Origin of the sequence: Sphingomonas sp. BE123, from assembly GCF_031456015.1 — a bacterium.
Taxonomy (GTDB): domain Bacteria; phylum Pseudomonadota; class Alphaproteobacteria; order Sphingomonadales; family Sphingomonadaceae; genus Sphingomonas.
Genome location: NZ_JAVDTW010000002.1, coordinates 95,363 through 119,074 on the forward strand (window position 1 = coordinate 95,363; position 23,712 = coordinate 119,074).

The following is a 23,712-nucleotide window of genomic DNA, read 5'->3' on the forward strand; positions in this document are numbered from 1 at the left end:
ACGAAGGGTTAGGTGGCGAGCCGCTCCAGCCCCGCAATCGTGTCAGCCTCGTGCGCAGGCTTATCCGTTCGGATCCGCGAAATCCGCGGGAATCGCATCGCGAGCCCCGATTTGTGCCGCTTCGACGCATGGATCGAATCGAACGCGACCTCCAGCACCAGCGTCTTCTCCACCTCCCGCACCGGCCCGAACCGCGCGGTCGTGTGGTTGCGCACGAAGCGGTCGAGCCATTTCAGCTCTTCGTCGGTGAATCCGAAATAGGCCTTCCCCACCGGCAGCAATTCGCCATCCTCAGTCCATGCGCCAAAGGTGTAATCGGAATAGAAGGATGACCGCTTGCCGCTCCCACGCTGAGCATACATCAGCACGCAATCGGCGGTGAGCGGATCGCGCTTCCATTTGTACCACAGGCCGACGCGGCGCCCGGCGACATAGGGCGAATCGCGCCGCTTGAGCATCACCCCCTCGATCGCCGCGTCGCGGGCACCAGCGCGCAATTCCTCCAGCGCGGCGAAATCCTCCGCATCGATCAACGCCGAGACATCGAACCGGTCGGGGTCGAGCGGTGCGGCATAGGCCTCCAGCCGCTTGCGGCGCGTATGCCAGGGCAATTCGCGCAAATCCTCAAGCCCGTCGAACAACAGGTCGTAGAGTCGCACGAACGCCGGAAACTCCGCCAGCGTCTTGGCCGAAACCACTTTCCGCCCGAGCCGCTGTTGCAGCGCATTGAAGCTCCCCGCCTCGCCCCCCTGCGCCTCGCCGCGCACCAGCAATTCGCCGTCGAGCACACCCGGCGTCGCGAAGGCCGAAGCAACATCGGGGAAGCTTCCGGTGATGTCGTCCCCGGCCCGGCTGTACAGCCGCGTCTCGCCGGTCACATGGACGATCTGGACGCGGATGCCGTCCCATTTCCACTCGGCCGCATAATCCTTCAGATCGACCTGCGTCTCCTCAAGCGGGTGGGCGAGCATGAACGGGCGGAACACCGGCACATCGGTCGTGCTCGGCTGCGGCCCGCGCCCCTCGCCCCAGTCGAACAGCGGCGCATAGGGCGGCGTCAGGCCGTGCCACACCTCCTCCACCGCATCGACATCGACCCCGAACGCCTCGGCGAACGCGGTCTTGGCGAGCCGCGCCGACACCCCGACGCGCAGGCCCCCGGTGGCGAGCTTGAGCAGCGCATAGCGTTCGTCCGCCGCGAGCCGGTCGAGCATCGCGCCGAGCGCGGCGGGGGCATCGGAGCGCGACAGGCTGGCAAGCCGATCGATCACCGCGCCCAGTGTCAGCGGCTCGGCTTCGGGCGGCGGCACCGCAGGCTCAGGCCAGATCAGCGCCACCGTCTCGGCGGTGTCGCCGACGAAATCGCGGCTCAGCTGGAACAGCACCGGGTCGACCCGCTCGCTCACCAATGCGCGGATCACGGCAGGCTTGACCGCGGGCAGGTCGAGCGTGCCGGTCAGCGCCGCCAGCCCCCAGCCGCGATCCGGGTCGGGCGTCTCGCGCAGCCACGCACCGATCAGGCGCAGCTTCGCATTGCGCGAGCGCGTGTAGATCAGTCGATCGAGCAGGTCGGCAAAGGCACGCATGGGCGCTCAACATGGTGCGTCGCCGGGGGTTCCGCCAAGCCCTCTCGCGTCGCCCCCGGGTTCACGCTAGCGTCAATCCACCGGAAAAGGTCGGCCCGCGATTCGCGCGTGCCGTGGGAGGGAATGTTTCGATGAAGACCCTGTTGCTCGCCGTTGCGCTGTCGGCCCTGCCGCTCGCCCCCGCATCCTTCGCGCAGGACAGCGCGGCAACCGCCGCCGCCCCTGCTGCCGTGGCTGCGAAGTACAATCTCGACACGCCGATCCAGGACATTGTCGCCAATCCGGCGGCCAAGGCTGCGTTCGACGCCGCGCTGCCCGGCGTGTCGACCCACGAAAGCTATGAGATGTTCAAGGGCATGAGCCTCAACCAGCTCAAGGCCTATGCTGCCGACCAGCTCACGCCCGAAGTCCTGACCAAGGTCGAGGCTGCGCTGGCTGCGGTCAAGTGATCCGGCGCCGCGCGCTTCGGCCGACGGGCCGGAGCGCGCGGCCCGACAAGCCCCGGCGGCGCCAACCGGCTGCCGGCGCTATTCCTCGCTCGCGATGCTGAGCGAACGGGTGACGCGATAGTCGATCACCGCCACCACGAAAAACACCACTGCCTGCCGCGCCCGGGTCCACCAGCCGGTACGCGCGCGATGCAGCGCGCGGGTGACCTCCAGCGATCGCGCCACCTCGGCATCGACATAGGCGCGGACATGCGCGGCAAAGGCCGGGTCCTCGATCCGCAGCATCACCTCAAGGTTGAGGAACAGGCTGCGCATGTCGAAATTCGCCGATCCGATCTGCACCTGATCGTCGATCACGAACAGCTTCGTGTGCAGCTTGCTCGGCAGATATTCGAAGATCCGGACCCCGCGCCGCAGCAGCCCGCGATAGGTGAAGCGCGCCGCGTCCAGCGTCATGTGATTGTCGGTGATCGATGGCACGACCACCCGCACGCTGCCGCCGCGCCGCGCCGCGCGCCCGAGCCGCAGCAGCATGGCGGGGCTGGGAAAGAAATAAGCGGCCAGAATATCGATCGAGCGCGCTGCCTTGAGGTCGCGGCGCACCGCGCGTGCCCATGGCGACAGGCGCCGCGTCGGTCCGCCAAGCAGCCAGCGCAACTGCCCCTCGGGCTCGCTCCAGCGCTTGAGCGCGCGGCGCAGCGTGCGCAGCGGCGCGCGCGGTCGCAGCGTCCAGCGCCACAGTGCGTCGAAATAGCCGGTCAGCCGCGCCGCCGCCTCGCCCTCGACCAGCAACCCCAGGTCGCGCCATCCGTCGCTGCCCGGCGCACCGAAATAATCGTCCTGGATGTTGAACCCGCCGACGATGATCCGCGCCGCCGCCGTCTCGCCATCGGCCAGCGCGATTTTCTGGTGATTGCGCAGCAGATAGCGCCGCCCCCAGCGCGGCACGAAAAAGCACACCTTGCCTCCGGCCGCGCGCAGCGGGGCAAAGAAATCGCGGGTATAGGCCGGGTCGCTGCCCAGGCCGTCGACGATCAGCGTGACGTCGACCCCACGCGCAACCGCGGCGATCATCGCATCGCGCACGCGCACGCCGACGGCATCGTCGCTGTAGATATAATAAAGTAGGCGCAGCGAGGTCCGCGCCTGCGCGATCAGGTCGAGCAGCGCTTCGAGCCGGCGCGGCCCGGTGTCGAGCAACGTCAGGCGGTTGCCCGCGATCGCGAACACCGGTTGCGGCGGCGGCTCGGGCGGCAGGCCGGCGCCAAGCCCGGCAGGCGGATCGGTGCGCTGCTCCATGCGTGGGGGGATGGCATGAAAGCCGGGCCGAACGCCAGCCCGCCGCACGACGCCGATTTCCTTGACTCAGCCGCCGCTGCAGCCTAGATGGCCGCCTTTCCTGTATCTCTGCCCAAAGGAAGCGTTCCATGGCGCGCGTCACTGTCGAGGATTGCGTCGACAAGGTTTCGAACCGTTTCGATCTCGTGCTGCTGGCGGCCCAGCGGGCGCGTCAGATTTCCGGCGGCGCTGAGCTGACCATCGATCGCGACCGCGACAAGAACCCGGTCGTCGCGCTGCGCGAGATTGCCGAAGAGACGATCCGTCCCGACAATCTTGAAGAAGCGCTGGTCGGCAGCCTGCAGCGCGTGCAGATCGACGATGAGGAAGCACCCGATGAGGTCGGCAGCCTCGCCGCATCGGCCGAAGCGCTCCGCCTCACCGCCGCTGCGCCGCCCCGCAACCAGAATCTGGGCGCCGATTACGACGGCTGATCCGTCGCGCATCCGCCGGTAATTCAGCATGGGCCGCAGCTCCCCCGGGAGCGGCGGCCTTTCTGATTCCGGGCGCAATCGGCTCCAATGTGGCGGAAGCGCCGCTTCGCACTTGATCGCTGCGCCACCGAGTCGGACACTGAAGCGTCCGAATCGGGGGGAATTCGATGACGACGGGCCTGACAGTGCTGGACGTCATCGATGCCGTCGCGCGTGAAGCGATGCTGTTCGCCGCGATCGGCTTTCTCATCGGCGGGCTCGACGACCTGCTGGTCGACCTTGCCTATGGCTATGCGCAGCTGCGGCGCCGGCTGCGCGGGGAGCTGCCCCGCCCGCTCGACGCGCCCCTGCCGCCGATGGCGGTGTTCATCCCGGCGTGGGACGAAGCCGCCGTGATCGGCGCGATGCTCCGCGCCACCCTCGCCCGCTTCGGCGCTGCCCCCTATCGCCTCTATGTCGGCACCTATCCCAATGACCGGGCAACGATCGCCGCGGTCGCCGAAGTCGCCGACGCCGATCCGCGCGTCCGTCTGGTCATCGGCCCGACCCCCGGTCCGACGACCAAGGCCGATTGCCTCAACGCGCTGTGGCGCGCGCTGCTGCGCGACGAGGCGGCGGGTGAGCCCTGCACCGCCGTGATCCTCCACGATGCCGAGGACCTGGTGCATCCGGGCGAGCTGGCGCTCTATGCCGCGTGGCTGCGCGACCATGACGCGGTGCAGCTTCCCGTCTGCCCCTTGCCCGACGCGCGCTCGCCGCTGATTGCCGGCCATTATCTGGACGAATTTGCGGAGAGCCACGGAAAGTCGCTGGTGGTGCGCGAACTGGTCGGCGCCGCCCTGCCCTTTGCCGGTGTCGGCTGCGCCATCCGGCGGGACATGCTCGGGCGCATCGCCGACCTGCGCGCCGGCCAGCCGTTCGACGCCGCCAGCCTGACCGAGGATTATGAGCTCGGCCTGACCGTGAGCGCGCTGGGCGGGCGCAGTCGCTTCGTGCGCGCGCGGGCCGAGGATGGCAGCCTGATCGCCGTGCGCGCCTATTTCCCCGCAACCCTGCCCGCCGCAGTTCGGCAAAAGGCGCGCTGGCTCACGGGAATCGCGCTGGCGGGGTGGGATCGCGTCGGCTGGCAGCGCGGGGGCAGCCTGCGCGAACACTGGATGCGCATGCGCGATCGCCGCGCGACGCTGGCGATCCCGGTGCTCGCCATTGCCTATTTCGCGCTGCTTGCCTGGGGCGCTTCGCTTGCCGGGCATGTCCTCGCTGCCAGTACCCTCCCCATGCCCGAGGGGGCCGTTGCCCTGCTGCTCGCGGTCAACGCCGCAATGCTGGCATGGCGGGTCGCACTGCGCATTGCCTTCAGCTGGGCCGCCGCCGGGCCGCTCCAGGCCGCGCTTGCGGTGCCGCGCGTGCTGGTTGCGAATCTGGTCGCGCTGCTCGCCGCGCGCCGGGCGCTAACCTTGTACTGGCCGATGCTGGGCGGCGCTGCGGCGCGCTGGGACAAGACCGACCACCGTTTTCCGACCGGCGCCGGGGACGGCAGTTGAGCGCGCTGGCCGTCCCGGGACGCGGCCGGCCGCTGCGCTTTCTCGCCATGGTCGCGCTCGGCTGGATCGTCCTGCGTCTGATCCTGCTGTGGCCGGCGGGCGGCGATCTCGCGGACGCGGTGCGCGCGACCTTTCCGCTCCCCGTCACCGCGCGCAGCGAAACTGCCCCAGTGCCGGCACAGCCCATGCCGCGCCCGGCCGCCCCGGCGCACATGGCAGGATTGCCTCACCCGGCGCCCGACCGCGCAGCCGTCCCGCCCCCGGGCTCGCCATCGACCTTTGCGCTGCTCGGACTGATCAGCTTCGGCCCTGCCGAGCCGCACGAAGCCATGCCGGCGCATCCTCCGTCCGACCGTCCGGTCACGCGCGCCCGCATCCCGGCGCCACCCGCATTGCTGGCGCGCAGCGAGTCCGGCGACCGGTGGCAGGGCAGCGCATGGCTGGTCACCCGCCGCGGCGCCGGGCCGGGCGGCGCCATGCTTGGCGGCGATCAGACGGGCGTTCGGCTCGCCCGCAGCCTCGACCGGCACGGCCGGCTGCTGGCCTATGCCCGGGCCAGCGCGGCGCTCGGCGCAACCGGGCGCGAAGTCGCGCTTGGCGTCGAATGGCGCCCGTGGCGCGCGCCGCTGCGTTTCATGGCCGAACAGCGCGTCGCGCTCGACGGCGGCCGCTCCGGCCCGGCCCTCGGCCTGGTCACCGGCGTCGACCGGGTCGACCTGCCCTTCCACTTCGCGCTCGAAGCCTATGGCCAGGCCGGAATGGTGCTGCGCGACGATCTGTCGGGCTATGCCGATGGCGCGGTCCGTGTCACCCGGGATGTTGCGCGGGCGGGCGCGGTACGCATCGCGCTCGGCGCGGGCGCGTGGGGCGCGGTCCAGCAGGACGCGGCGCGGTTCGACGTCGGCCCCAGCGCGGTCACCACCCTGCCGGTCGCGGGCGGAACCTGGCGGCTCGCGCTCGACTGGCGCGCGCGCGTGGCGGGCGATGCGCGGCCCGGGTCCGGACCCGCGCTGTCGCTGGGCGCGGATTTCTGACCGCGTTGCCTTCCGCCACCTGCCACGACGCGCTAGGCAGGATCGCGCATGGATCTGTACCTTCCCATTGCCGGCCTGTCGGTCAACGCGCTGGTCATCATCCTGCTCGGGCTAGGGGTCGGGCTGCTGTCCGGCATGTTCGGCGTGGGCGGCGGGTTCCTCACCACCCCGCTGCTGATCGTCTACGGCATTCCGCCCACCGTCGCGGCGGCGTCGGCGGCCAGCCAGGTAACCGGGGCGAGCGTATCAGGCGTGTTCGCCCATTTCCGCCGCAACGGGGTCGACCTGCACATGGCGTGGGTGCTGATCGGCGGCGGGGTGCTGGGATCGGGTGCGGGTGCGGTGCTGTTCCGCCTGCTTCAGGCAAGCGGCCAGATCGATACGGTGATCGCGCTGCTCTATGTCGCCATGCTCGGTTCGATCGGGTGGCTGATGCTGTCCGAATCGCTGGGCGCGATTCGCGCAACGCGGACCGGCGCTGCCCCGCGCGCGCGGCGGCGGCGCCATCATCCGATGGTCGCAGCGCTGCCGCTGCGCTGGCGCTTCTACCGCTCCGGCCTCTACATCTCGCCGCTCGCGCCGCTGCTGCTCGGCTTTGCCACCGGCATCCTGACCATGTTGCTCGGGGTCGGTGGCGGCTTCATCCTGATCCCGGCGATGCTCTATCTGCTCGGCATGCCCGCGCAGGTCGTGGTCGGCACCTCGCTGTTCCAGATCCTGTTCGTCAGCGCGGCGGCGACGATGGTCCATTCGGTCACGACCAAGGCGGTCGACATCGTGCTCGCCGGTCTGCTGCTGCTCGGCTCGGTGGTCGGCGCCCAGCTCGGCGCGCGCTTCGCCGCGCGGACCCGACCCGAATATCTCCGGCTGGTCCTTGGCGCGATGGTTCTGGTCGTCGCGCTGCGCATGCTGATCGGGCTCGCCTGGCGACCCGACGAACTCTACTCGGTCCAGCTCGGATGAGGCTCGGTGCCGTCCTGCTCGCGCTCGCCGCGCCGCTCCTGCTCGGTCAGGCCAAGCCGGTGCTTGTCCCCGACGTGTCACAGCGCGAGATCGAGATCATCTACTCCTTCACCGGGGCCGAACTGCTGCTGTTCGGCGCCATCATTCAGCCGGGCAGCGCCGCCCCGCCCAGCGCTGCCGCGCCGATCGATATCGTGGTGGTGGTCAAGGGACCGACCGAATCGGTGCTGGTGCGCGAGAAACAGCGTGTCGCCGGAATCTGGGTCAATGCCGAACGCACGCGCTATCGCTCCGCGCCTTCCTTCTACGCGCTTGCCTCGACCCGGCCGATCGACCGCATCGTCGATTCGCGCACCCGCGCCATTTACGAACTGGGCCTCGACAGCCTGCAGCTCTCCCCCGCATCGGGCGCCGCCCCCGCGGTGCAGTCGCGTTTCGACGCGGGCCTGGTCGACCTCAAGCGGCGGGACGGCCTGTATTACGAGGCGCCGGGCGCGGTCGAGATCAGCCAGAATGTGCTCTATCGCGGCCGCGTCCAGATCCCGGCGCGCGTCCCGGTCGGGCGCTTCACCGCCGAAACCTTCCTGATTCGCGACGGCCGGGTGATCGCGGCAGCGGTGCGCGAGATCGATATCCGCAAATCCGGTTTCGAGCGCTGGGTCGCGCGTGCGGCGGAGCGCAATTCGATCCTCTACGGGATCGCCGCGGTGCTGCTGTCGATCGGCTTTGGCTGGGCGGCGGGCGTGATCTTCCGGCGGTTCTGAGCGCGGCGACCCTGCCCGGCCGCATGGCGCGTCGCGGAGGCGCGAACAAAACGTCCCGCTACCAACCACTTCTTTACCCCCCTTGCGTAGAAACACGCTGTTTTTCAGGGGGAGCAGCACCGCGTGATGAGCGAAGATCTGGGCGGCCAACCGTTCGACCGTATCCGCCCGGCTTCGGAGGCGTGCGATTCGCCCCGTGCCACGGCCATGCCCGGAATTGGCGCCGTGTCCGCAATCGGCGGCGCGTCGAGCGAAGTGGTGTTCGATCCCGAAGCGCTCGAAGCGCTCGCCACCAGTGCCGATCCTGCCATTGCCGGTGCCGGCACGGTCGGCAGCCAGATCAAGCTGCGCGCCGGCGGCAGCTGGCTGATCGCCAATGTCCGCGCACTGCGGCTCGACCCGCGCGGCGATCACGTCATTGCCCAGGTCGATTTCCTGGGCGAGGGTGACGAGGAAAAGCTGACCGGCAAGCTGTACCGCTTTCGCCGCGGCGTCACCCGCTATCCGGTCCCCGGCACCCCGGTGTTCCCGGTCTCGACCGCCGACCTCAAGCAGATCTACGCCGCCGAAGATCGCGCGCATATCGAGGTCGGCAATGTCTATCCGACCAGGGACATTCGCGCCGCGCTCTACATCGATTCGATGCTGGGCAAGCATTTCGCGCTGCTCGGATCGACCGGTACCGGCAAATCGACCGCCGCCGCATTGATCCTGCACCGCATCTGCGAGCTCGCGCCGCAGGGCCATATCGTGATGATCGACCCGCACGGCGAATATTCCGCCGCGTTCAAGTCCAATGGCGCGCTGTTCGATGTGTCGAACCTCGCCATGCCGTACTGGCTGATGAACTTCGAGGAACATTGCGAAGTGTTCCTGACGACCGAAGGATCGGACCGTCAGGTCGATGCCGACATCCTCGCGCGCTGCATCCTGATGGCGAAGCAGAAGAACCGGCTCGCCGCCGAATTCGGCAAGCTGACGGTCGACGCGCCGATCCCTTATCTCCTGTCGGACCTCACCCAGATCCTGCAGCTCGAAATGGGCAAGATGGACAAGGCGACCGACACCGCCCCCTATCTGCGCCTCAAGGGCAAGATCGACGAGATCAAGGCCGACCCGCGCTACGCCTTCATGTTCAGCGGCATGCTGGTGTCGGACACGATGGCCAGCTTCATCGCCCGCATCTTCCGCCTGCCCGGCGACGGCAAGCCGATCTCGATCATCGACGTCTCCGGCGTGCCGAGCGAGATCACCAGCGTCGTCGTCGCGGTGCTCAGCCGGATGGTGTTCGACTATGCGATCTGGTCACGCGGCGAGGCGCAGCGCCCGATCCTGCTGGTGTGCGAAGAGGCGCACCGCTACGTCCCCAACGAACGCAATGCCGACGGATCGTCGGTCGGCCGCATCCTCAGCCGCATCGCCAAGGAAGGCCGCAAATATGGCGTGTCGCTCGGCCTGATCACGCAGCGCCCGTCGGACCTGGCCGAAGGCGTGCTGTCGCAATGCGGCACGATCATTTCGATGCGCCTCAACAACGACCGCGACCAGGCATTTGTGCGCGCGGCCATGCCCGAAGGCGCGCGCGGCTTTCTCGACGCGATTCCGGCGCTGCGCAACCGTGAGTGCATCATGGTCGGCGAAGGCGTCGCCACCCCGGTCCGCGTCGCGTTCGACGCGCTCGAGGAGACCAAGCGCCCGGCATCGGGCGATCCGCTCTTTTCCGAACTGTGGCGGCACATGGGGGGCGAGGACCAGATCCTCGACCGCACCATCCGGCGCTGGCGGGCACAGGGGCGCTAAGCGTCATCCATGGTGTAACGGCTTCGCTCCCGAGCGGGGCGAAGCGCCTGCGGCTCAGTCCGCGCGCGCGGTGTCGCCGCCGGCCTGGTCGCCCGCAGCCGGCTTGGCGCGCGTTCCTCCGACCGGAACGGCCAGCAGTTGCGACAGCTTCGCCTTGAACGCGCGCAGGTCGTTCCCGCCCAGTTGCTGGACGACCGAGAAGGATACCGAACGCGGGTTGATCGCGACGCCGTTGCGATAGAGTTCGTAATGCAGATGCGGCCCGGTCGAGATGCCGGTCGAGCCGACATAGCCGATCACCTGCCCGCGGCTGACGCGCTGGCCGCCGCGCACCGCGATGCGGCTCATATGGCCATAGCCGGTGCCCATGCCGCCGCTATGGTTAAGCCGCACGAAATTGCCATAGCCGCCATTGCGCCCGGCGAACGCGACCACGCCGTCATTGGCCGCGCGGATCGGGGCGCCATGCGGGGCGGCAATGTCGAGCCCCTTGTGCATCCGCGTGAAGCGCAGCACCGGGTGGCGCCGCAACCCGAAACCGGAGCTGATCCGGCCCGATGCGGGCATCGCCATCGTGCCCTTGCGCTCGCCCTTGCCGGCGCCGTCGAACCACGAAACCTTGCCGTCTTCTTCCCAGCGGACCAGCTGAAGCTTGCCCGACCCGCCACCGGCAAGGCCGGCATAGAGAAGGTTGCCGAGCTGGACTTCACCGGTCGCGGCGCGCGCCTGTTCGACGATGATGTCGAACTCCGCGTCCGATCCGACCCGGCTGATCGGCATCCGCGTCGCGATCGATCGGATATAGGCCTCGACCGCGCGCGCCGGCGCACCGGCGGCGCGTGCCGAGCGGTACAGGCTCTCGCCCACCCGGCCGCGGATGCGCAGCGGGGTGTGGTCGACCGCGATCGGAATTTCGTTGAGCGCCAGCCCCGCCTGGGTCCGCACCAGCTCGAGGCTGAGGTCGAAGCGCGCGCGAAAGGCGAGCTTTTCGAGCGGGCGCGGCTGCGACTTGTCGGTGCGCCGGCCCAGCGTCAGGTCGAGCTGCGTGCCCGACTTGAGGTCGCCAAGCGGCATCGCCCCGGAAATCAGGCTGGCCGCCTGAACCGCCTCGCTTTGCCCGACGCCGGCGCGCGCCAGCGCCGCCTGCAGCCCGCTGCCCGACCCCAGGGTCAGGCTGTGCTGGATGATCGGGCGTTCGGGCGTGTCGGTCAGGTTGGTGACCAGCCGGTTCGCCGCCATCCGGGTGCCGGTGACACCGCCCTTGTCGAGCGGCGCGATCGCCTGCGCGCGCATCAGGTCGGCGCCGGCGGCATGGGCGCTGGGCACGCTGCCATAGATTGGCCGTTCGAACCCCGGCGACAACAGGATCACCCCGGTGCACAGCGCGGCACAGGTTGCTGCGCCGCGAAACCATTCGCGGCTGCCGATGCGCGACCCCAGATCGGGGACCAGCTCGAAATCGGGATAGCGCTCGCGAAAACGCTCGATCAGCCCGGGCCTGCGAGTCGCGACGCCACGACCGAACGAGAGCGCGGCAGCGCCTCCGGCCTGGTCCAGTCCATGATCGCTGCGCAGAAACAAGGCGCGCTGCCCCCACCCAATCGACAAAAAGATCCGCCGCTCCCCCGGCGTTGGTCGGGACGGTTGTGGATCGTATAGGCTAAAGTCAAATTAAGCAGTGCGCCGCGCCGCGATTCTTGCGGCGAGTCGTGCCGGGGTGCGGACAGGGCGTGATGTTAACCAGAATCGATCCGACGCCATGTACCTGCGCGCTTGCACTGCTGGCGACTCGGGCCGATCTAACGCCATCATGACCCGTTTCGCGAACAGCCCCGTCACTGCGGTGCTCGGCCCCACCAATACCGGCAAGACGCATCTCGCGATCGAGCGGATGGCGGCGCATTCCAGCGGGATCATCGGCTTCCCGCTGCGGCTGCTGGCACGCGAAGTCTATGACCGCATGGTCGCGATGAAGGGGCCGAAGGAAGTGGCGCTGGTCACGGGGGAAGAGCGCATCGTCCCGCCCGGCGCGCGCTGGTTCCTGTGCACCGCCGAAAGCATGCCGCTCGACCGGGAGGTCAGCTTCGTCGCGCTCGACGAAGGACAGCTCGGCGCGGATCCCGAACGCGGCCATGTCTTTACCGATCGCATCCTGCGCGCGCGCGGACGCGACTCGACGATGATCCTGGGTTCGGATTCGCTGCGCCCGGTCCTGCGCAAACTCGTGCCGGATGCGGAGATCATCACCCGGCCGCGTTTTTCGACGCTCAGCTATGCCGGTGCGAAGAAGCTCTCGCGCCTGCCCAAACGCTCCGCCATCGTCGCGTTCAGTGCTGAGGAAGTCTATGCCGTGGCCGAAGCGCTGCGGCGGCTGCGCGGCGGCGCGGCGGTGGTGATGGGCGCGCTCAGCCCGCGTACCCGCAATGCCCAGGTCGCGATGTTCCAGGCGGGCGAGGTCGATTATCTCGTCGCGACCGACGCGATCGGCATGGGGCTCAACCTCGATGTCCAGCATGTCGCCTTTGCCAGTCTCAACAAGTTCGACGGTCGCCGCCAGCGCCGCCTGACCATCGCCGAAATGGCGCAGATCGCCGGGCGCGCGGGCCGTCACCAGCGCGATGGCAGCTTTGGCGCGCTGGTCGAGGAGGGTCCGGGCGCCTTCACGCCCGAGGAGATCGCCGCGATCGAGGGGCACCATGTCCCCGCGCTCGACTATCTCTACTGGCGCGAGGGCGAGCCGGATCTGTCCAGCATCGACGCGCTGATCGCCAGCCTCGAGGCCAAGCCCGACCTGCCAATGCTGCGCGCCGCGCCCGAAGCGACCGACCTGATGGTGCTCAAGCGTCTCGCCGGCGAGGATTGGGTACGCGATCGCGTCCGCGCGCCGCGCGCGGTTGCGCGGCTCTGGGCCGCTTGCGGTCTGCCCGATTTCCGCAAGCTCGGCGTCGATCCGCATGCCCGCTTCGTATCGCGCGTCTTCCGCCATCTCAGCGAGGGTCGCGGCCATATCCCGCACACTTGGTTCGCCGACGAACTGGCCCGGCTCGACCGGGTCGATGGCGATGTCGAAAGTATCGCCGGGCGCATCGCCGCCGCGCGCAGCTGGGCCTATATCGCGCACCGCGCCGACTGGCTGGAAGACCCCGCCCACTGGGCCGACCGCACCCGCGCGCTCGAGGAGCGCTTGTCCGACGCGTTGCACGCCAGCCTGACTCAGCGCTTCGTCGACAAGCGCACCACCGTGCTGCTGCGCCAGATCGGCGCGGGCGCGGCGCATCTGCCGGTAGTGATCGGGCCCGAGGGCGAGGTGACGGTCGAAGACCATGTCCTCGGCCAGTTGCAGGGCTTTCACTTTGCCGTCGCGCCCGATGCGCGGGCGGCGGACAAGCGCATGCTGCTCGCCGCCGCCGAAAAGGGCCTTGCCCCCGAATTGCGCCGCCGCGCTGCGGCACTGGCGCAGGCGCCCGATGACACCCTGACCCAGCAGGGCGAGGAGATATGCTGGCGCGGGGTGCGCGTCGCGCACTGCGTCGCCACCGCCAACCCGCTGCGCCCGACGATCCGGCTGTGCCGCACGCTCGACCGGCTCGACCCGCACGAACGCAACGCGGTACAGGCGCGGATCGCCGCCTGGTTCGATGCCCGGATCGCGGCGGACCTGCCCGACCTTGCCGCACTCGATGCGCTCAGCCGCGATGCCAGCGCGGGCAGCCGCGTGCGCGCGCTGGCCGGGTTGCTGGTGCAGGCGGGCGGGCTGATGCCGCGCCGGGCGGCCGGCGCATTGGTCGAGGCGCTCGATCCCGCCGACCGCAAATGGCTGCGCAAGGCCGGGCTCGTCATCGGCACGCTCGACCTGTTCATGCCCGGCCTGCTCAAGCCGCGTGCCGCCGCCGCGCGCCGGGCGCTGCTCGGGCTGGGCGAAGGACCGGCGGAGGGGGCGAGCGTGCTGGCACGCGGTGCGCCGGGCGCCGCGCTCGACCATGGCTATCGCCCGCTCGGGCAGCAGGCAGTGCGCGTCGATCTCGCCGAACGCATTGCGCGCTCGGCGCATGATGCACGCCAGCGCGGCGAACGGGGCGGCCGGGCGCCCTTTGCCCCCGATCCGGCGCTTGCCACATCGATGGGGCTGACCGCCGACACGCTGTCGCGGCTGATGGCCCAGCTCGGCTTTCAGGCGGTGCGGACTCCGCCCGGCCAGCCGCAGCGCTGGGCATGGAAAGGGTTGACGCCGCTCGCCCGGCCCAAGCCGCCGCCCCGCGACACGCCGATGGGCCGCGCCTTCGCCCTTGCGCAGGGCGCGCGCGATGACTGAACGACCCGGCACGATCCGGGTCGACCGCTTCCTGTGGTTCGCGCGACTGGTCAAGACGCGCAGCGCGGCGCAGGACATGGCCGAAGCGGGCACGCTGCGCATCGATGGCCGGCGGATCGAGCGCAGCTCGGCCGTTGTCCGGATCGGCTCGATCCTCGCCTTTCCGCTGCGCGGTCAGGTGCGCGTGCTGCGGGTCGAGGCGCTGCCCCAGCGCCGCGGTCCAGCCAGCGAGGCGGCGACGCTGTACCAGGAACTGCTTCCCGGCGGGCACGCCCCGGCGCCCTGCGAAGATTGAGAACGTCTCGCATAAAGCGCGTCTTGATTGACGCGCCGGGGCTGCGGGCATAGCAGAAACGCGATTGTCACCGCCCATAGGGGGCGCTTGAGGGGCCGAACCTGCCATGACCTACGTCGTCACCGACGCCTGCATCCGCTGCAAATATATGGACTGCGTCGAGGTGTGCCCGGTCGACTGCTTCTATGAGGGCGAGAATATGCTCGTCATCAACCCCAGCGAGTGCATCGACTGCGGCGTGTGCGAGCCCGAATGCCCGGCCGAGGCGATCCTGCCGGATACCGAGAGCGGCCTGGAACAATGGCTTGAGCTCAACAACACCTTCTCCGCGCAATGGCCCAACGTCACGCGCAAGGCCGACCAGACGCCGGCCGACGCCGACGAGCACAAGGGCGAAGAGGGCAAGTACGAGAAGTACTTCTCGCCCGAGCCCGGCGCGGGCGACTGAACCCGGCCATCGGGCCGGTTCGATCGACGAATGAAACGGTGCCGCGGGACACGGTTCCGCGGCACGCGAACACCATAGCGCGCTCCGGAATCGCGTGATTCCGGGGTAGTAATTTTATTGCATCTGTGTTAAAACAGCGGTCGGACGCGAGGAATCGCGTTTCGGTACTGGAGACCGTTGTTGATTTGCCCCGAACCGGCTTCACCCGCCCGGTAACCGCACCGGGCCCGTGACGCAATCCTTTAGGGGCGCGAGTTCATAAGAAAGGCTTCCCGCACATGGCTGCCAAGGCGCTGTCCTTCGATGTCGGCGATTATGTCGTATACCCCAAGCACGGCGTTGGCCGTGTGATCGAACTCCAGAAGCAGGAAATCGCGGGCATGCAGCTTGAGCTGTACGTGCTCCGCTTCGAAAAAGAGAAAATGACGCTGCGCGTTCCGACCAACAAGGCGGAGAGCGTCGGCATGCGCAAGCTGTCGAGCGACAAGACGCTCAAGGAAGCGCTCGACACGCTCAAGGGCAAGCCCAAGGTCAAGCGCACCATGTGGTCGCGTCGTGCCCAGGAATATGAAGCGAAGATCAATTCGGGCGACCTGGTGTCGATCGCCGAAGTGGTCCGCGACCTGTTCCGCGCCGACGACCAGCCCGAGCAGAGCTATTCCGAGCGCCAGATCTTCGAAGCCGCCGCCTCGCGCCTCGCGCGTGAGCTCGCCGCGATGGAGCAGATCGACGAGAAGGCTGCGCTCGAAAAGCTGCTCGACATCCTGCGCGCATCGGCCGCGATCTACAACAAGGAGAAGGCGAGCGCCTGATCGCGCGCTGCCGATCCACTGACAAAGGGCGGTCCCGCCGGGGCCGCCCTTTTTCGTTGGGAGTGTCTGAAATCCTCCCCCGTTAGGGGGAGGTGGCGCCGAAGGCGACGGAGGGGGAGGACGGCTGTGTCCTACCGTCTCTTGCCGCAATGCTTCCTCCCCCTCCGTCAGCTGCGCTGACACCTCCCCCTGGCGGGGGAGGATTGCGCTACTTGCGCGACGCGTCCGCTACGTGTATTATCGCAACAACACACATGGGAGAGACCCGATGAACCGCTTCCGCATCGCACTCGTCGCCAGCGCCGCGCTGTCGCTCGCAGCCTGCAACGTCTCCGGCAGCATGAGCGGCGACGTCGTCCAGCCAAGCGGACAGGGCGCGACGCGCAGTTTCCAGGTTGCCGACTTCACCGGCGTTTCCCTGCGCGGCGCCGACGATGTCGAGGTGCGCACCGGCGCCTTCTCGGTGACCGCAGAGGGCGACAGCGCGCTGCTCGACCGGCTCGAAATCCGCAAGGACGGCGATACGCTGCGCATCGGGCGCAAGGATGGCGACTGGAACTGGGGCGGCGACAAGGGCGCGAAGATCGTCGTCACCCTCCCCGCGCTCGCCAGCGCCGACATTGCCGGATCGGGCGACATGACGATCGACCAGGCCAAGGGCGATTTCGATGGCGCCGTCGCCGGATCGGGCAACATGACCGTCGCCGCGCTGGCGGGCGGCAAGGTCGATGTCGCGATTGCCGGATCGGGCGATGTCACGATTGCCGGCGGCACGACCAGCGCGCTCGATATCTCGATCGCCGGGTCGGGCAACGTCACCGCGACCGGCCTGAAGGCAGCCAAGGCCGATATTTCGATCGCGGGCTCCGGCAATGTCCGCGCCCAGGTCAACGGCCCGGCCGACATCTCGCTGATCGGATCGGGCGATGTCGAACTCACCGGCGGCGCGAAATGCTCGGTCAGCAAGATGGGCTCGGGCGACGCGCGCTGTAGCTGACTTGCGCGCGTCGGGGCATCGATGCGATGCTCGCGCGATGCGCCTGCTCGCCCTGCCCGCTTTGTTCCTGACCTCAGCTGCGGCGCCCGTTCCGCAGGCGGCGGAGAGCAACACCGTCATGCTCACCGGCTTCGAACGGCTGCGCGTCGACGGGCCGATCCTGGTCAGGGTGATCGACGGCCAGCCGCCCAGGGCAGTGGTCACCGGCGACCGCCGCGCGCTTGACCGGGTCAGCGTCCGCAACATGGGCGGCCAGCTGGTGATCGGCCCGCGCAACCAGACCTTCGAAGGCTGGAGCGCGGCGAGCGGCGCGGTCACCGTCACGGTCGGCGCGCGCGGGCTGCGCGGGATCAACATCAATGGCGGCGGATCGGTCGATGTCGACCGGATCGGCGGCCAGCGTGTCGACCTTGGCGTCAATGGCGCGGGATCGCTCAACATCGCCCGGCTCGACGCCGATCAGCTCGCCGTGACCCTCACCGGCACCGGTGCGGTACGGGTCAGGGGCGGCATGACGCGGACCGCGCGGTTCGGCAGCTATGGCGCCGGATCGATCGATGCGACCGGGATGACCGTGAACGACCTCATCGTCCAGGCCCAGAGCGCCGGCGACAGCCGCTTCACCGCGCGTTACACGGCCCAGATCGCGTCGCTGGGTACCGGCAGCGTGCGGGTCACCGGCAACGCCGCCTGCACGATCAGCGGCCCCGGCCCGGCGAGCTGCACCGGCAAGACCGACCGGCGGCGCTAAAGGGGGCCGGCGGCACCGGCCCTCGGCAACACTGGCCCGATCACGCCGCGACCGGAAAGCGCAACAGCCGGTCCGCAAGCGGTACCAGCGCCTCCGCCCCGCGCCCGACCGCGCGCACGATCTCCGGATGGTCGACATCAAGCCCGCCGGTCAGCGCGCCGAATGCGGGCAGGATCAGCTTGCGTTGCGTCGCGACGAAGCACCGCCGTGCGACCTGTCGCCCGCGCGTCCGCACGCGCAACTTGGGGTGGAAATGGCCCGACAATTCGGGCCGCGTTTCGCCCGGCTCGGCCTCATGCCGCAGCAACAGGCCGTCCACCTCAGCCTCGATCGCGACCTGCCCGCCGCAATGATCGATCGCCATCTGCTCGGCCAGCGCCGCGTCATGGTTGCCGGTAATCCAGGTCCAGTCGAGCGCCCCGGTCAACGCGCGCAGCCGCAGCCGCGCCGCCTCCGGCAACCGCTCGCACCCCGCCGAATCGTGGAAGCTGTCGCCCAGGCACCACAATTCCTGCGCCTCGGTACGCGCAACCAGCGCGGCGAGCGCATCGAGCGTCGCCATGCTGTCATAGGGCGGCAGCATCTGCCCCCGCACCGCGAACCAGCTGGCCTTTTCGAAATGCAGGTCGGCGACGATCAGCGCGCGCCGCGCCGGCCAGTAGAGCGCTGCCTCGGGCAGCGCACACAGCTCGTGACCGGCGAACGAAAAGGGAACCATGCCCCCGCTATCGCCGCGCGCGGGCGGCGCGTCAACCGGTCCGCACCGCCGGAGCCGCGCGGTCATGCGCCATCAGGAACCGGACGCGCCGCGCCGGAAAGTCGATCTCGACCCGGCGGAATGCGCGCAGCGCGTCCATGCCCAGCATCAGCGCGGGCCGATCCGACAGCCCGAAATGATCGAACGGGGGGATATCGGCAAAGGCCACCGGCAGGCCGCGCATCACCACGCCACCCAGCTGCACCTGGCCGGCAACATGGTAATTGACCGTCATCTTGTCCCCGGTCACGCTGGTCAGCTCGATCGGTCCCTTGAGCGGGATGCGCCGCAACCGCCGCTGCAGGGCCAGATTGCCCATGCTGATCTGCGATCCGGTGTCGAGCACGACAGTCACCTTGTGCCCTTCGAAATGCGCCTCGGTGACGATCAACTGCCCCATGCGCGAGCGCGCGACCACGACGATTTCGTCGGCATTCTGGCGGATGCGGCTCCCCTGTGCAGCGCCGCGTGAGGGGCGCACCGTCATTTCGCGGCGAACAAAGTCGATCGCGACCATATGGCCACGCAGCTGCTCGACCCCCAACAGGCCCTGCGCACCCAGATGCGCCGCCTCCAGCGCGGGGGCATTGAACGCGCGCGCGTCGCGTACCGGCCCGACGCTCAGCGATGGCACCACGACGGTCCCCACCTGCGCCGTGCCGGTCATCGTCGTCAGCCGCACCTGCGGGCCGGCCAACAGCCCCAACTGTCCCGCCAGCTGGCGCGACACCACCGATCGCTCGGCTCCGGTATCAATGACAAAGGGTTGCGCCGGCGCGCCGCCGATCGACACCGGAACGGTCATTCGCGTTGCCTGGGCGCCGAGCTGGACAATCCCCTCGGCGCTGTCCGCCTCTGCCGCCGCCGCGGTCGCAAGGGTTGGCGGCGGGACCGTCTCCGCATGGGCCGATGCACCGATTGCCGCGATCAGCGGCAGGAGAAACAGGGACCGCATGGGCGGCATTGTATCGCAGCCGATGCTGCGCAGCAATCGGAGTCGTGCGCGGCTCAATCGACGCGCATCGCCTCGACCGCCAGCGCCTCGGCTTCGATCAGCATTGCGTCCTCGGCGGTGCCTTGCGCCACCGTTTCGCGCCCGATCATGATCAGCACCGGCACCGCCATCGGGCTGACCCGGTCGAGATCGACATGCACCATCTGCTCCGCCGCCGTGTCGAGCAGATGCGCGAGCCGCCCGACATCGGTCATCCGCGCCCGCGCATCGGCCCAGGCGGCTTTCAGCAGCAGGTGATCGGGCTCGTACTTGCGCAGCACATCATAGATCAGGTCGGTCGAGAAGGTGACCTGTCGCCCGGTCTTCTTCTTCCCCGGTTGCTGCCGCTCGACCAGCCCGCCAATGATCGCCACCTCGCGGAAGGCGCGCTTGAGCAGCGCCGATCCCTGTACCCATTCGACAAATTCATGTTCCAGAATATCGGGCGAAAACAGCGCCGCCGGATCGGCGATCGGCTCCAGCCCGTACACCGCCAGCGCATAATCGTTCGCGACGAAGCCGATCGGCTTCAGCCCCAGCGCCTCCATCCGCCGCGTCACCAGCATCCCCAGCGACTGGTGCGCGTTCCACCCTTCGAAACTGTACACCACCATGTGGTGCCGGCCTTCGTGCGGGAAGGTTTCGACCAGCAGCCGCCCCGGCGCGGGCAGTTGCGAGCGGCGCTGCTGCACCTCCAGCCATTCGCGCACATCGTCGGGAAAGCGCGCCCATTCGGCGGGGTCCGCCAGAAAATGCCTGACCCGCTCCGCCAGCGTCGAGCTGATCGACAGCCGCAGCCCGGTATAGGACACGATCCGCGCCGGTTTCGCCGTTGCGCGCACGATCACATCGGTCAGCTCGACCCGCTCGACCTCGACCGCCATTCCCGCGAAGAAGAAGCTGTCACCCGGCGACAGCTGCGACCCGAAATTCTCCTCGACCTTGCCCAGTCGCCGCCCGTTCCTGAACCGCACATCGAGCATCGGCGATTCGACGATGATCCCGGCGTTCAGCCGATGCTGCGCAACAAAGGCCGGCTTGGTCACCCGCCAGAGTCCGTCGGGCGTCTGCGTCAGCCGCTTGAACTTGTCGTACGCCCGCAGCGCATAGCCGCCATCGGCGATGAAGTTCAGCACCCGGTCGAACGTCTCGGCATCCAGGGCGGAGTAGGGCAGCGCCCCCTGCACCTCGCGCAGCAACGCCCCCGCCTCGAACGGCGCAGCGCACGCCACGCCCATCACATGCTGCGCCAGCACGTCGAGCGCGCCGGGGCGGAAGATATCCGGGTCCAGCTCGCCCGCCGCGACCGCGTCCAGCGCCGCGCGCGCCTCGAGATATTCGAAGCGGTTGCCCGGCACGAGCACCGCCTCGCTCGATTCGTCCAGCCGGTGATTGGCGCGCCCGATCCGCTGCAACAGCCGCGAGCTTCCCTTGGGCGCGCCCATCTGGATCACGCAATCGACATCGCCCCAATCGACGCCGAGGTCGAGGCTGGCGGTCGCGACCAGCGCGCGCAGCTTGCCGTCCGCCATCGCCTGTTCGGCCTTGCGCCGCGCCTCCAAACTCAAACTGCCGTGATGCACGCCGATCGGCAGCTGCAGGTCGTTGGCCTTCCACAGATTCTGGAACACCAGCTCGCACAGCCCGCGCGTGTTGCAGAATACGATGGTGGTGTTGTGCGTCTCGATCTCCGCCATCACCTGCGGGATCGCATAGATGCCGCTATGCCCCGACCACGGCACACGTCCCTCGGGCAGCAGGATCGCGATATCGGGGTCCGCGCCTTTCTCGCCCACCACCAGCTCGACGCTGTCGATGTCGCCATGCGGCGCGAGCCAGGCGCGATAGCCATCGGGGTCCGCCACCGTCGCCGACAGCGCCACGCGCCGCATCTCCGGCGCGATGGTCTGCAACCGTGCCAGCGCCAGCGCCAGCAAGTCGCCGCGCTTGCCGGTGGCAAAGGCATGCACCTCGTCCACCACGACGGTCTTCAGCCCCGCGAACATCAGGAAACTGTCCTCGTAGGACAGCAACAGGCTCAGCGATTCGGGGGTAGTCAGCAGGATCTGCGGCGGCCGCGCGCGCTGACGCACCTTCTTCTCGTGTGACGTGTCGCCAGTCCGCGTCTCGACGCGGATGCTCAGCCCCATTTCCTCGATCGGGGTCAGCAAATTGCGCTGCACGTCCACCGCCAGCGCCTTGAGCGGCGAGATATACAGCGTGTGCAGCCCCTCGCCCGGCGCCTCGATCAACTCGGCCAGCGTCGGCAGAAACCCCGCCAGCGTCTTCCCCGCGCCGGTCGCCGCGACCAGCAGCGCGTGCTTCCCCGCCCGCCCCGCCGCCAGCATGTCCAGCTGATGCCGCCGCGGCGCCCATCCGCGCGCGGCGAACCAGTCGGTCAAGGGCGCGGGAAGGTCGCTCACACGGAAGGTCTTAGCGCAGGCTCAGGGCTCGCGTCGCGTATCCTCTTCATTCTGCGCATCATACATCTTGCGCGTCGCGTCCTCGGTGCGCTGCTTCTCGCGCGCGCTCGTCCGATTGTGCAGGATCGCCCACAGGATCACCGCTGCCAGGATGATCGGGCCAAGGATCGTCATCACGCCCCACAGGCCGCCGCCGCTGTCCACCATGTCATCATCTCCTTCGTTGCCACTCCAACGAAAGCGATCCGCGATTGATCCGACTGGAACCGATCGGATCACTCGCGCATATCGCAACCATGGCATTGGGCGACTGGATCACCCCCCACCCGGAAGGCATCCATGTCCCCGCTGCGGACATCTGGATCGACCCGTCGCAGCCCAAGCCGCGCGCTTTCGTCACCCATGGCCATGCCGATCACGCGCGCGGCGGTCATGGCGAGGTGTGGGCGACCCCCGAAACGCTCGCGATCATGGACGCGCGCTACGGCCCCCAGACCGCGCATCCGGTCGCCTATGGCGAGACGATCCGCATGGGTGACGTCGAGATCGGCTTCGTCCCTGCCGGCCATGTGTTGGGGTCTGCGCAGATCGTGCTCGATCATCGCGGCGAGCGGATCGTCGTATCCGGCGATTACAAGCGCCGCCCCGACCCGACCTGCGAACCCTTTCGCCCGGTCAAATGCGATGTGTTCGTGACCGAAGCGACCTTCGGCCTCCCCGTCTTCCGCCATCCCGAAACGACCGACGAGATCGACAAGCTGCTCGCCGCCCTGCGCGCCGAGCCCGAACGCTGCGTGCTGGTCGGCGCCTATGCGCTGGGCAAGGCGCAGCGGGTGATCGCGGAACTGCGCGGCATGGGGTTCGACGACCCGATCTACATCCATGGCGCGCTGCAGCGGCTGTGCGACCTGTACATCGACCATGGCGTCGCGCTCGGCGAACTCCGCCCCGCGACCGGCGTCGCGAAAAAGGAGCTTCAGGGCCGCATCATCCTCGCTCCGCCAGGCAGCCTCAACGACCGCTGGTCACGCCGCCTGCCCGACCCGGTCACCGCCATGGCCAGCGGCTGGATGACCGTCCGTCAGCGCGCGCGCCAACGCAATGTCGAGCTCCCGCTGATCCTCTCCGACCATGCCGACTGGGACGAGCTGACCATGACGCTGCGCGAGATCGCGCCGCAGGAAGTGTGGGTCACCCATGGCCGCGAAGATGCGCTGGTCCACTGGTGCCGCCAGCACCAGATCAAGGCGCGCGCGCTGGAACTTTCGGGCTATGAGGACGAGGACGACTGACATCCGCAACATCGTGATCCTCACCGGCGCGGGCATCTCCGCCGAATCCGGCGTCGCCACCTTTCGCGGTCCCGGCGGGCTGTGGGAGGGGCATCGTGTCGAGGATGTCTGCACCCCGCAGGCGCTCGCGCACGACCCCGAACTGGTCCACCGCTTCTACGACGAACGCCGCGCCAAGCTTGCCAAGGTCGAACCCAATGCCGCACACCGCGCGCTCGCCCGGCTCGACGCGCAGTGGCCCGGCGAGCTGCTGCTGGTCACCCAGAATGTCGATGATCTGCACGATCGCGCCGGGTCGAAACGCATGCTCCACATGCACGGCGAGCTGAAGTCGGCGCTGTGCGCGCTGTGCGGCGTGCAGAGCGAATGGGCCGACCCGCTCCCGCCCGGCACGCCCTGCCCGTCGTGCGACGCGCCGGCATTGCGGCCCGACATCGTGTTCTTTGGCGAAATGCCCTATCACATGGACGTGATCGACGCCGCGCTGTCGCGCGCCGACCTGTTCGTGTCGATCGGCACTTCGGGCGCAGTCTATCCCGCCGCCGGCTTCGTGCGCACCGCGCGCTATCACGGCGCCGGCTCGCTCGAACTCAACCTCGAGCGGTCAGAGGGCAGCGCCTGGTTCGCGGAATCCCGCCTTGGTCCGGCAGGAACGCTGGTGCCCGAATGGGTGGCGTCGCTTCTCGGCTGACCCGATCAATCCTCCCCCGCAAGGGGGA

22 protein-coding genes are annotated in these 23,712 nt (G+C 68.9%); 15 read left to right on the plus strand and 7 right to left on the minus strand.

The features are described from left to right. Positions 1–8: 8 nt before the first annotated feature. A complete protein-coding gene (locus tag J2Y54_RS08585; protein WP_310038703.1) occupies positions 9–1,586 on the minus strand; it encodes a cisplatin damage response ATP-dependent DNA ligase in 1,578 nt (525 codons plus the stop codon). A 131-nt stretch (positions 1,587–1,717) separates the two neighbouring features. Here J2Y54_RS08585 and J2Y54_RS08590 point away from each other — a divergent pair, with 131 nt between their 5' ends. Next, positions 1,718–2,035 carry a hypothetical protein gene (locus tag J2Y54_RS08590; RefSeq protein ID WP_310038707.1) on the plus strand — a complete coding sequence of 106 codons (318 nt, stop codon included), beginning with the start codon at positions 1,718–1,720 and terminating at the stop codon, positions 2,033–2,035. A gap of 78 nt (positions 2,036–2,113) precedes the next feature. Here J2Y54_RS08590 and J2Y54_RS08595 read toward each other — a convergent pair whose 3' ends face one another. Further along, entirely contained in the window at positions 2,114–3,334 is a 1,221-nt protein-coding gene (locus tag J2Y54_RS08595; protein ID WP_310038710.1) for a phosphatidylserine/phosphatidylglycerophosphate/cardiolipin synthase family protein, read from the minus strand. A 128-nt stretch (positions 3,335–3,462) separates the two neighbouring features. Between J2Y54_RS08595 and rpoZ the strand changes: the two genes are divergently transcribed. The 6 genes from rpoZ to J2Y54_RS08625 all read left to right on the plus strand — a co-directional run bounded on the left by rpoZ (position 3,463) and on the right by J2Y54_RS08625 (position 9,912). Next, on the plus strand, positions 3,463–3,807 hold the full coding sequence (gene rpoZ, locus J2Y54_RS08600) for a DNA-directed RNA polymerase subunit omega (RefSeq protein ID WP_310038713.1): 345 nt from the start codon (positions 3,463–3,465) through the stop codon (positions 3,805–3,807). Positions 3,808–3,974: 167 nt separating this feature from the next. Beyond that, positions 3,975–5,351, plus strand: coding sequence for a glycosyl transferase family protein (locus J2Y54_RS08605; protein ID WP_310038715.1), 1,377 nt, complete (start codon positions 3,975–3,977; stop codon positions 5,349–5,351). Beyond that, positions 5,348–6,385, plus strand: a complete 1,038-nt coding sequence (locus J2Y54_RS08610; RefSeq protein ID WP_310038718.1) for a hypothetical protein — start codon at positions 5,348–5,350, stop codon at positions 6,383–6,385. The genes J2Y54_RS08605 and J2Y54_RS08610 overlap by 4 nt, the downstream gene beginning before the upstream one ends. A 48-nt stretch (positions 6,386–6,433) precedes the next feature. After that, the gene (locus J2Y54_RS08615; RefSeq protein WP_310038720.1) at positions 6,434–7,348 is read left to right on the plus strand and encodes a sulfite exporter TauE/SafE family protein; all 915 of its coding nucleotides are present in this window, start codon (positions 6,434–6,436) and stop codon (positions 7,346–7,348) included. After that, positions 7,345–8,112 carry a TIGR02186 family protein gene (locus tag J2Y54_RS08620; protein WP_310038723.1) on the plus strand — a complete coding sequence of 256 codons (768 nt, stop codon included), beginning with the start codon at positions 7,345–7,347 and terminating at the stop codon, positions 8,110–8,112. The genes J2Y54_RS08615 and J2Y54_RS08620 overlap by 4 nt, the downstream gene beginning before the upstream one ends. 207 nt (positions 8,113–8,319) lie before the next feature. Then, on the plus strand, positions 8,320–9,912 hold the full coding sequence (locus J2Y54_RS08625) for a helicase HerA domain-containing protein (protein ID WP_310041249.1): 1,593 nt from the start codon (positions 8,320–8,322) through the stop codon (positions 9,910–9,912). A gap of 54 nt (positions 9,913–9,966) precedes the next feature. Here J2Y54_RS08625 and J2Y54_RS08630 read toward each other — a convergent pair whose 3' ends face one another. Next, positions 9,967–11,520, minus strand: coding sequence for a M23 family metallopeptidase (locus tag J2Y54_RS08630; RefSeq protein WP_310038725.1), 1,554 nt, complete (start codon positions 11,518–11,520; stop codon positions 9,967–9,969). Positions 11,521–11,722: 202 nt separating this feature from the next. Between J2Y54_RS08630 and J2Y54_RS08635 the strand changes: the two genes are divergently transcribed. The 6 genes from J2Y54_RS08635 to J2Y54_RS08660 all read left to right on the plus strand — a co-directional run bounded on the left by J2Y54_RS08635 (position 11,723) and on the right by J2Y54_RS08660 (position 17,527). After that, a complete protein-coding gene (locus tag J2Y54_RS08635) occupies positions 11,723–14,224 on the plus strand; it encodes a helicase-related protein (RefSeq protein ID WP_310038728.1) in 2,502 nt (833 codons plus the stop codon). Next, positions 14,217–14,519, plus strand: a complete 303-nt coding sequence (locus J2Y54_RS08640; RefSeq protein ID WP_310038730.1) for an RNA-binding S4 domain-containing protein — start codon at positions 14,217–14,219, stop codon at positions 14,517–14,519. The genes J2Y54_RS08635 and J2Y54_RS08640 overlap by 8 nt, the downstream gene beginning before the upstream one ends. A 106-nt stretch (positions 14,520–14,625) precedes the next feature. After that, a complete protein-coding gene (fdxA, locus tag J2Y54_RS08645; protein ID WP_066661540.1) occupies positions 14,626–14,967 on the plus strand; it encodes a ferredoxin FdxA in 342 nt (113 codons plus the stop codon). Between the two features lie 278 nt (positions 14,968–15,245). Further along, a complete protein-coding gene (locus J2Y54_RS08650; protein ID WP_310038733.1) occupies positions 15,246–15,779 on the plus strand; it encodes a CarD family transcriptional regulator in 534 nt (177 codons plus the stop codon). Between the two features lie 268 nt (positions 15,780–16,047). After that, entirely contained in the window at positions 16,048–16,776 is a 729-nt protein-coding gene (locus tag J2Y54_RS08655; protein WP_310038736.1) for a head GIN domain-containing protein, read from the plus strand. Between the two features lie 37 nt (positions 16,777–16,813). After that, a complete protein-coding gene (locus J2Y54_RS08660; protein WP_310038739.1) occupies positions 16,814–17,527 on the plus strand; it encodes a head GIN domain-containing protein in 714 nt (237 codons plus the stop codon). Between the two features lie 40 nt (positions 17,528–17,567). Here the strand turns inward: J2Y54_RS08660 and pdeM are convergent, their stop codons facing one another. Genes pdeM through J2Y54_RS08680 form a run of 4 tightly spaced genes read right to left on the minus strand, consistent with a single transcriptional unit; the run spans position 17,568 to position 21,908 of the window. Beyond that, entirely contained in the window at positions 17,568–18,245 is a 678-nt protein-coding gene (gene pdeM, locus J2Y54_RS08665; protein WP_310038743.1) for a ligase-associated DNA damage response endonuclease PdeM, read from the minus strand. A 31-nt stretch (positions 18,246–18,276) separates the two neighbouring features. After that, on the minus strand, positions 18,277–19,239 hold the full coding sequence (locus J2Y54_RS08670; RefSeq protein ID WP_310038747.1) for a retroviral-like aspartic protease family protein: 963 nt from the start codon (positions 19,237–19,239) through the stop codon (positions 18,277–18,279). Between the two features lie 53 nt (positions 19,240–19,292). Further along, positions 19,293–21,680 (minus strand): ligase-associated DNA damage response DEXH box helicase, encoded by a 2,388-nt coding sequence (locus J2Y54_RS08675; protein WP_310038750.1) that lies wholly within the window; start codon positions 21,678–21,680, stop codon positions 19,293–19,295. A 42-nt stretch (positions 21,681–21,722) separates the two neighbouring features. Next, a complete protein-coding gene (locus tag J2Y54_RS08680; RefSeq protein WP_310038752.1) occupies positions 21,723–21,908 on the minus strand; it encodes a hypothetical protein in 186 nt (61 codons plus the stop codon). Positions 21,909–21,997: 89 nt separating this feature from the next. Here J2Y54_RS08680 and J2Y54_RS08685 point away from each other — a divergent pair, with 89 nt between their 5' ends. Both J2Y54_RS08685 and J2Y54_RS08690 read left to right on the plus strand, forming a co-directional pair. Continuing rightward, positions 21,998–22,993, plus strand: a complete 996-nt coding sequence (locus tag J2Y54_RS08685; RefSeq protein WP_310041252.1) for a ligase-associated DNA damage response exonuclease — start codon at positions 21,998–22,000, stop codon at positions 22,991–22,993. Further along, the gene (locus tag J2Y54_RS08690) at positions 22,974–23,684 is read left to right on the plus strand and encodes an NAD-dependent deacylase (protein ID WP_310038755.1); all 711 of its coding nucleotides are present in this window, start codon (positions 22,974–22,976) and stop codon (positions 23,682–23,684) included. The genes J2Y54_RS08685 and J2Y54_RS08690 overlap by 20 nt, the downstream gene beginning before the upstream one ends. The last annotated feature ends 28 nt before the right edge of the window (positions 23,685–23,712 follow it).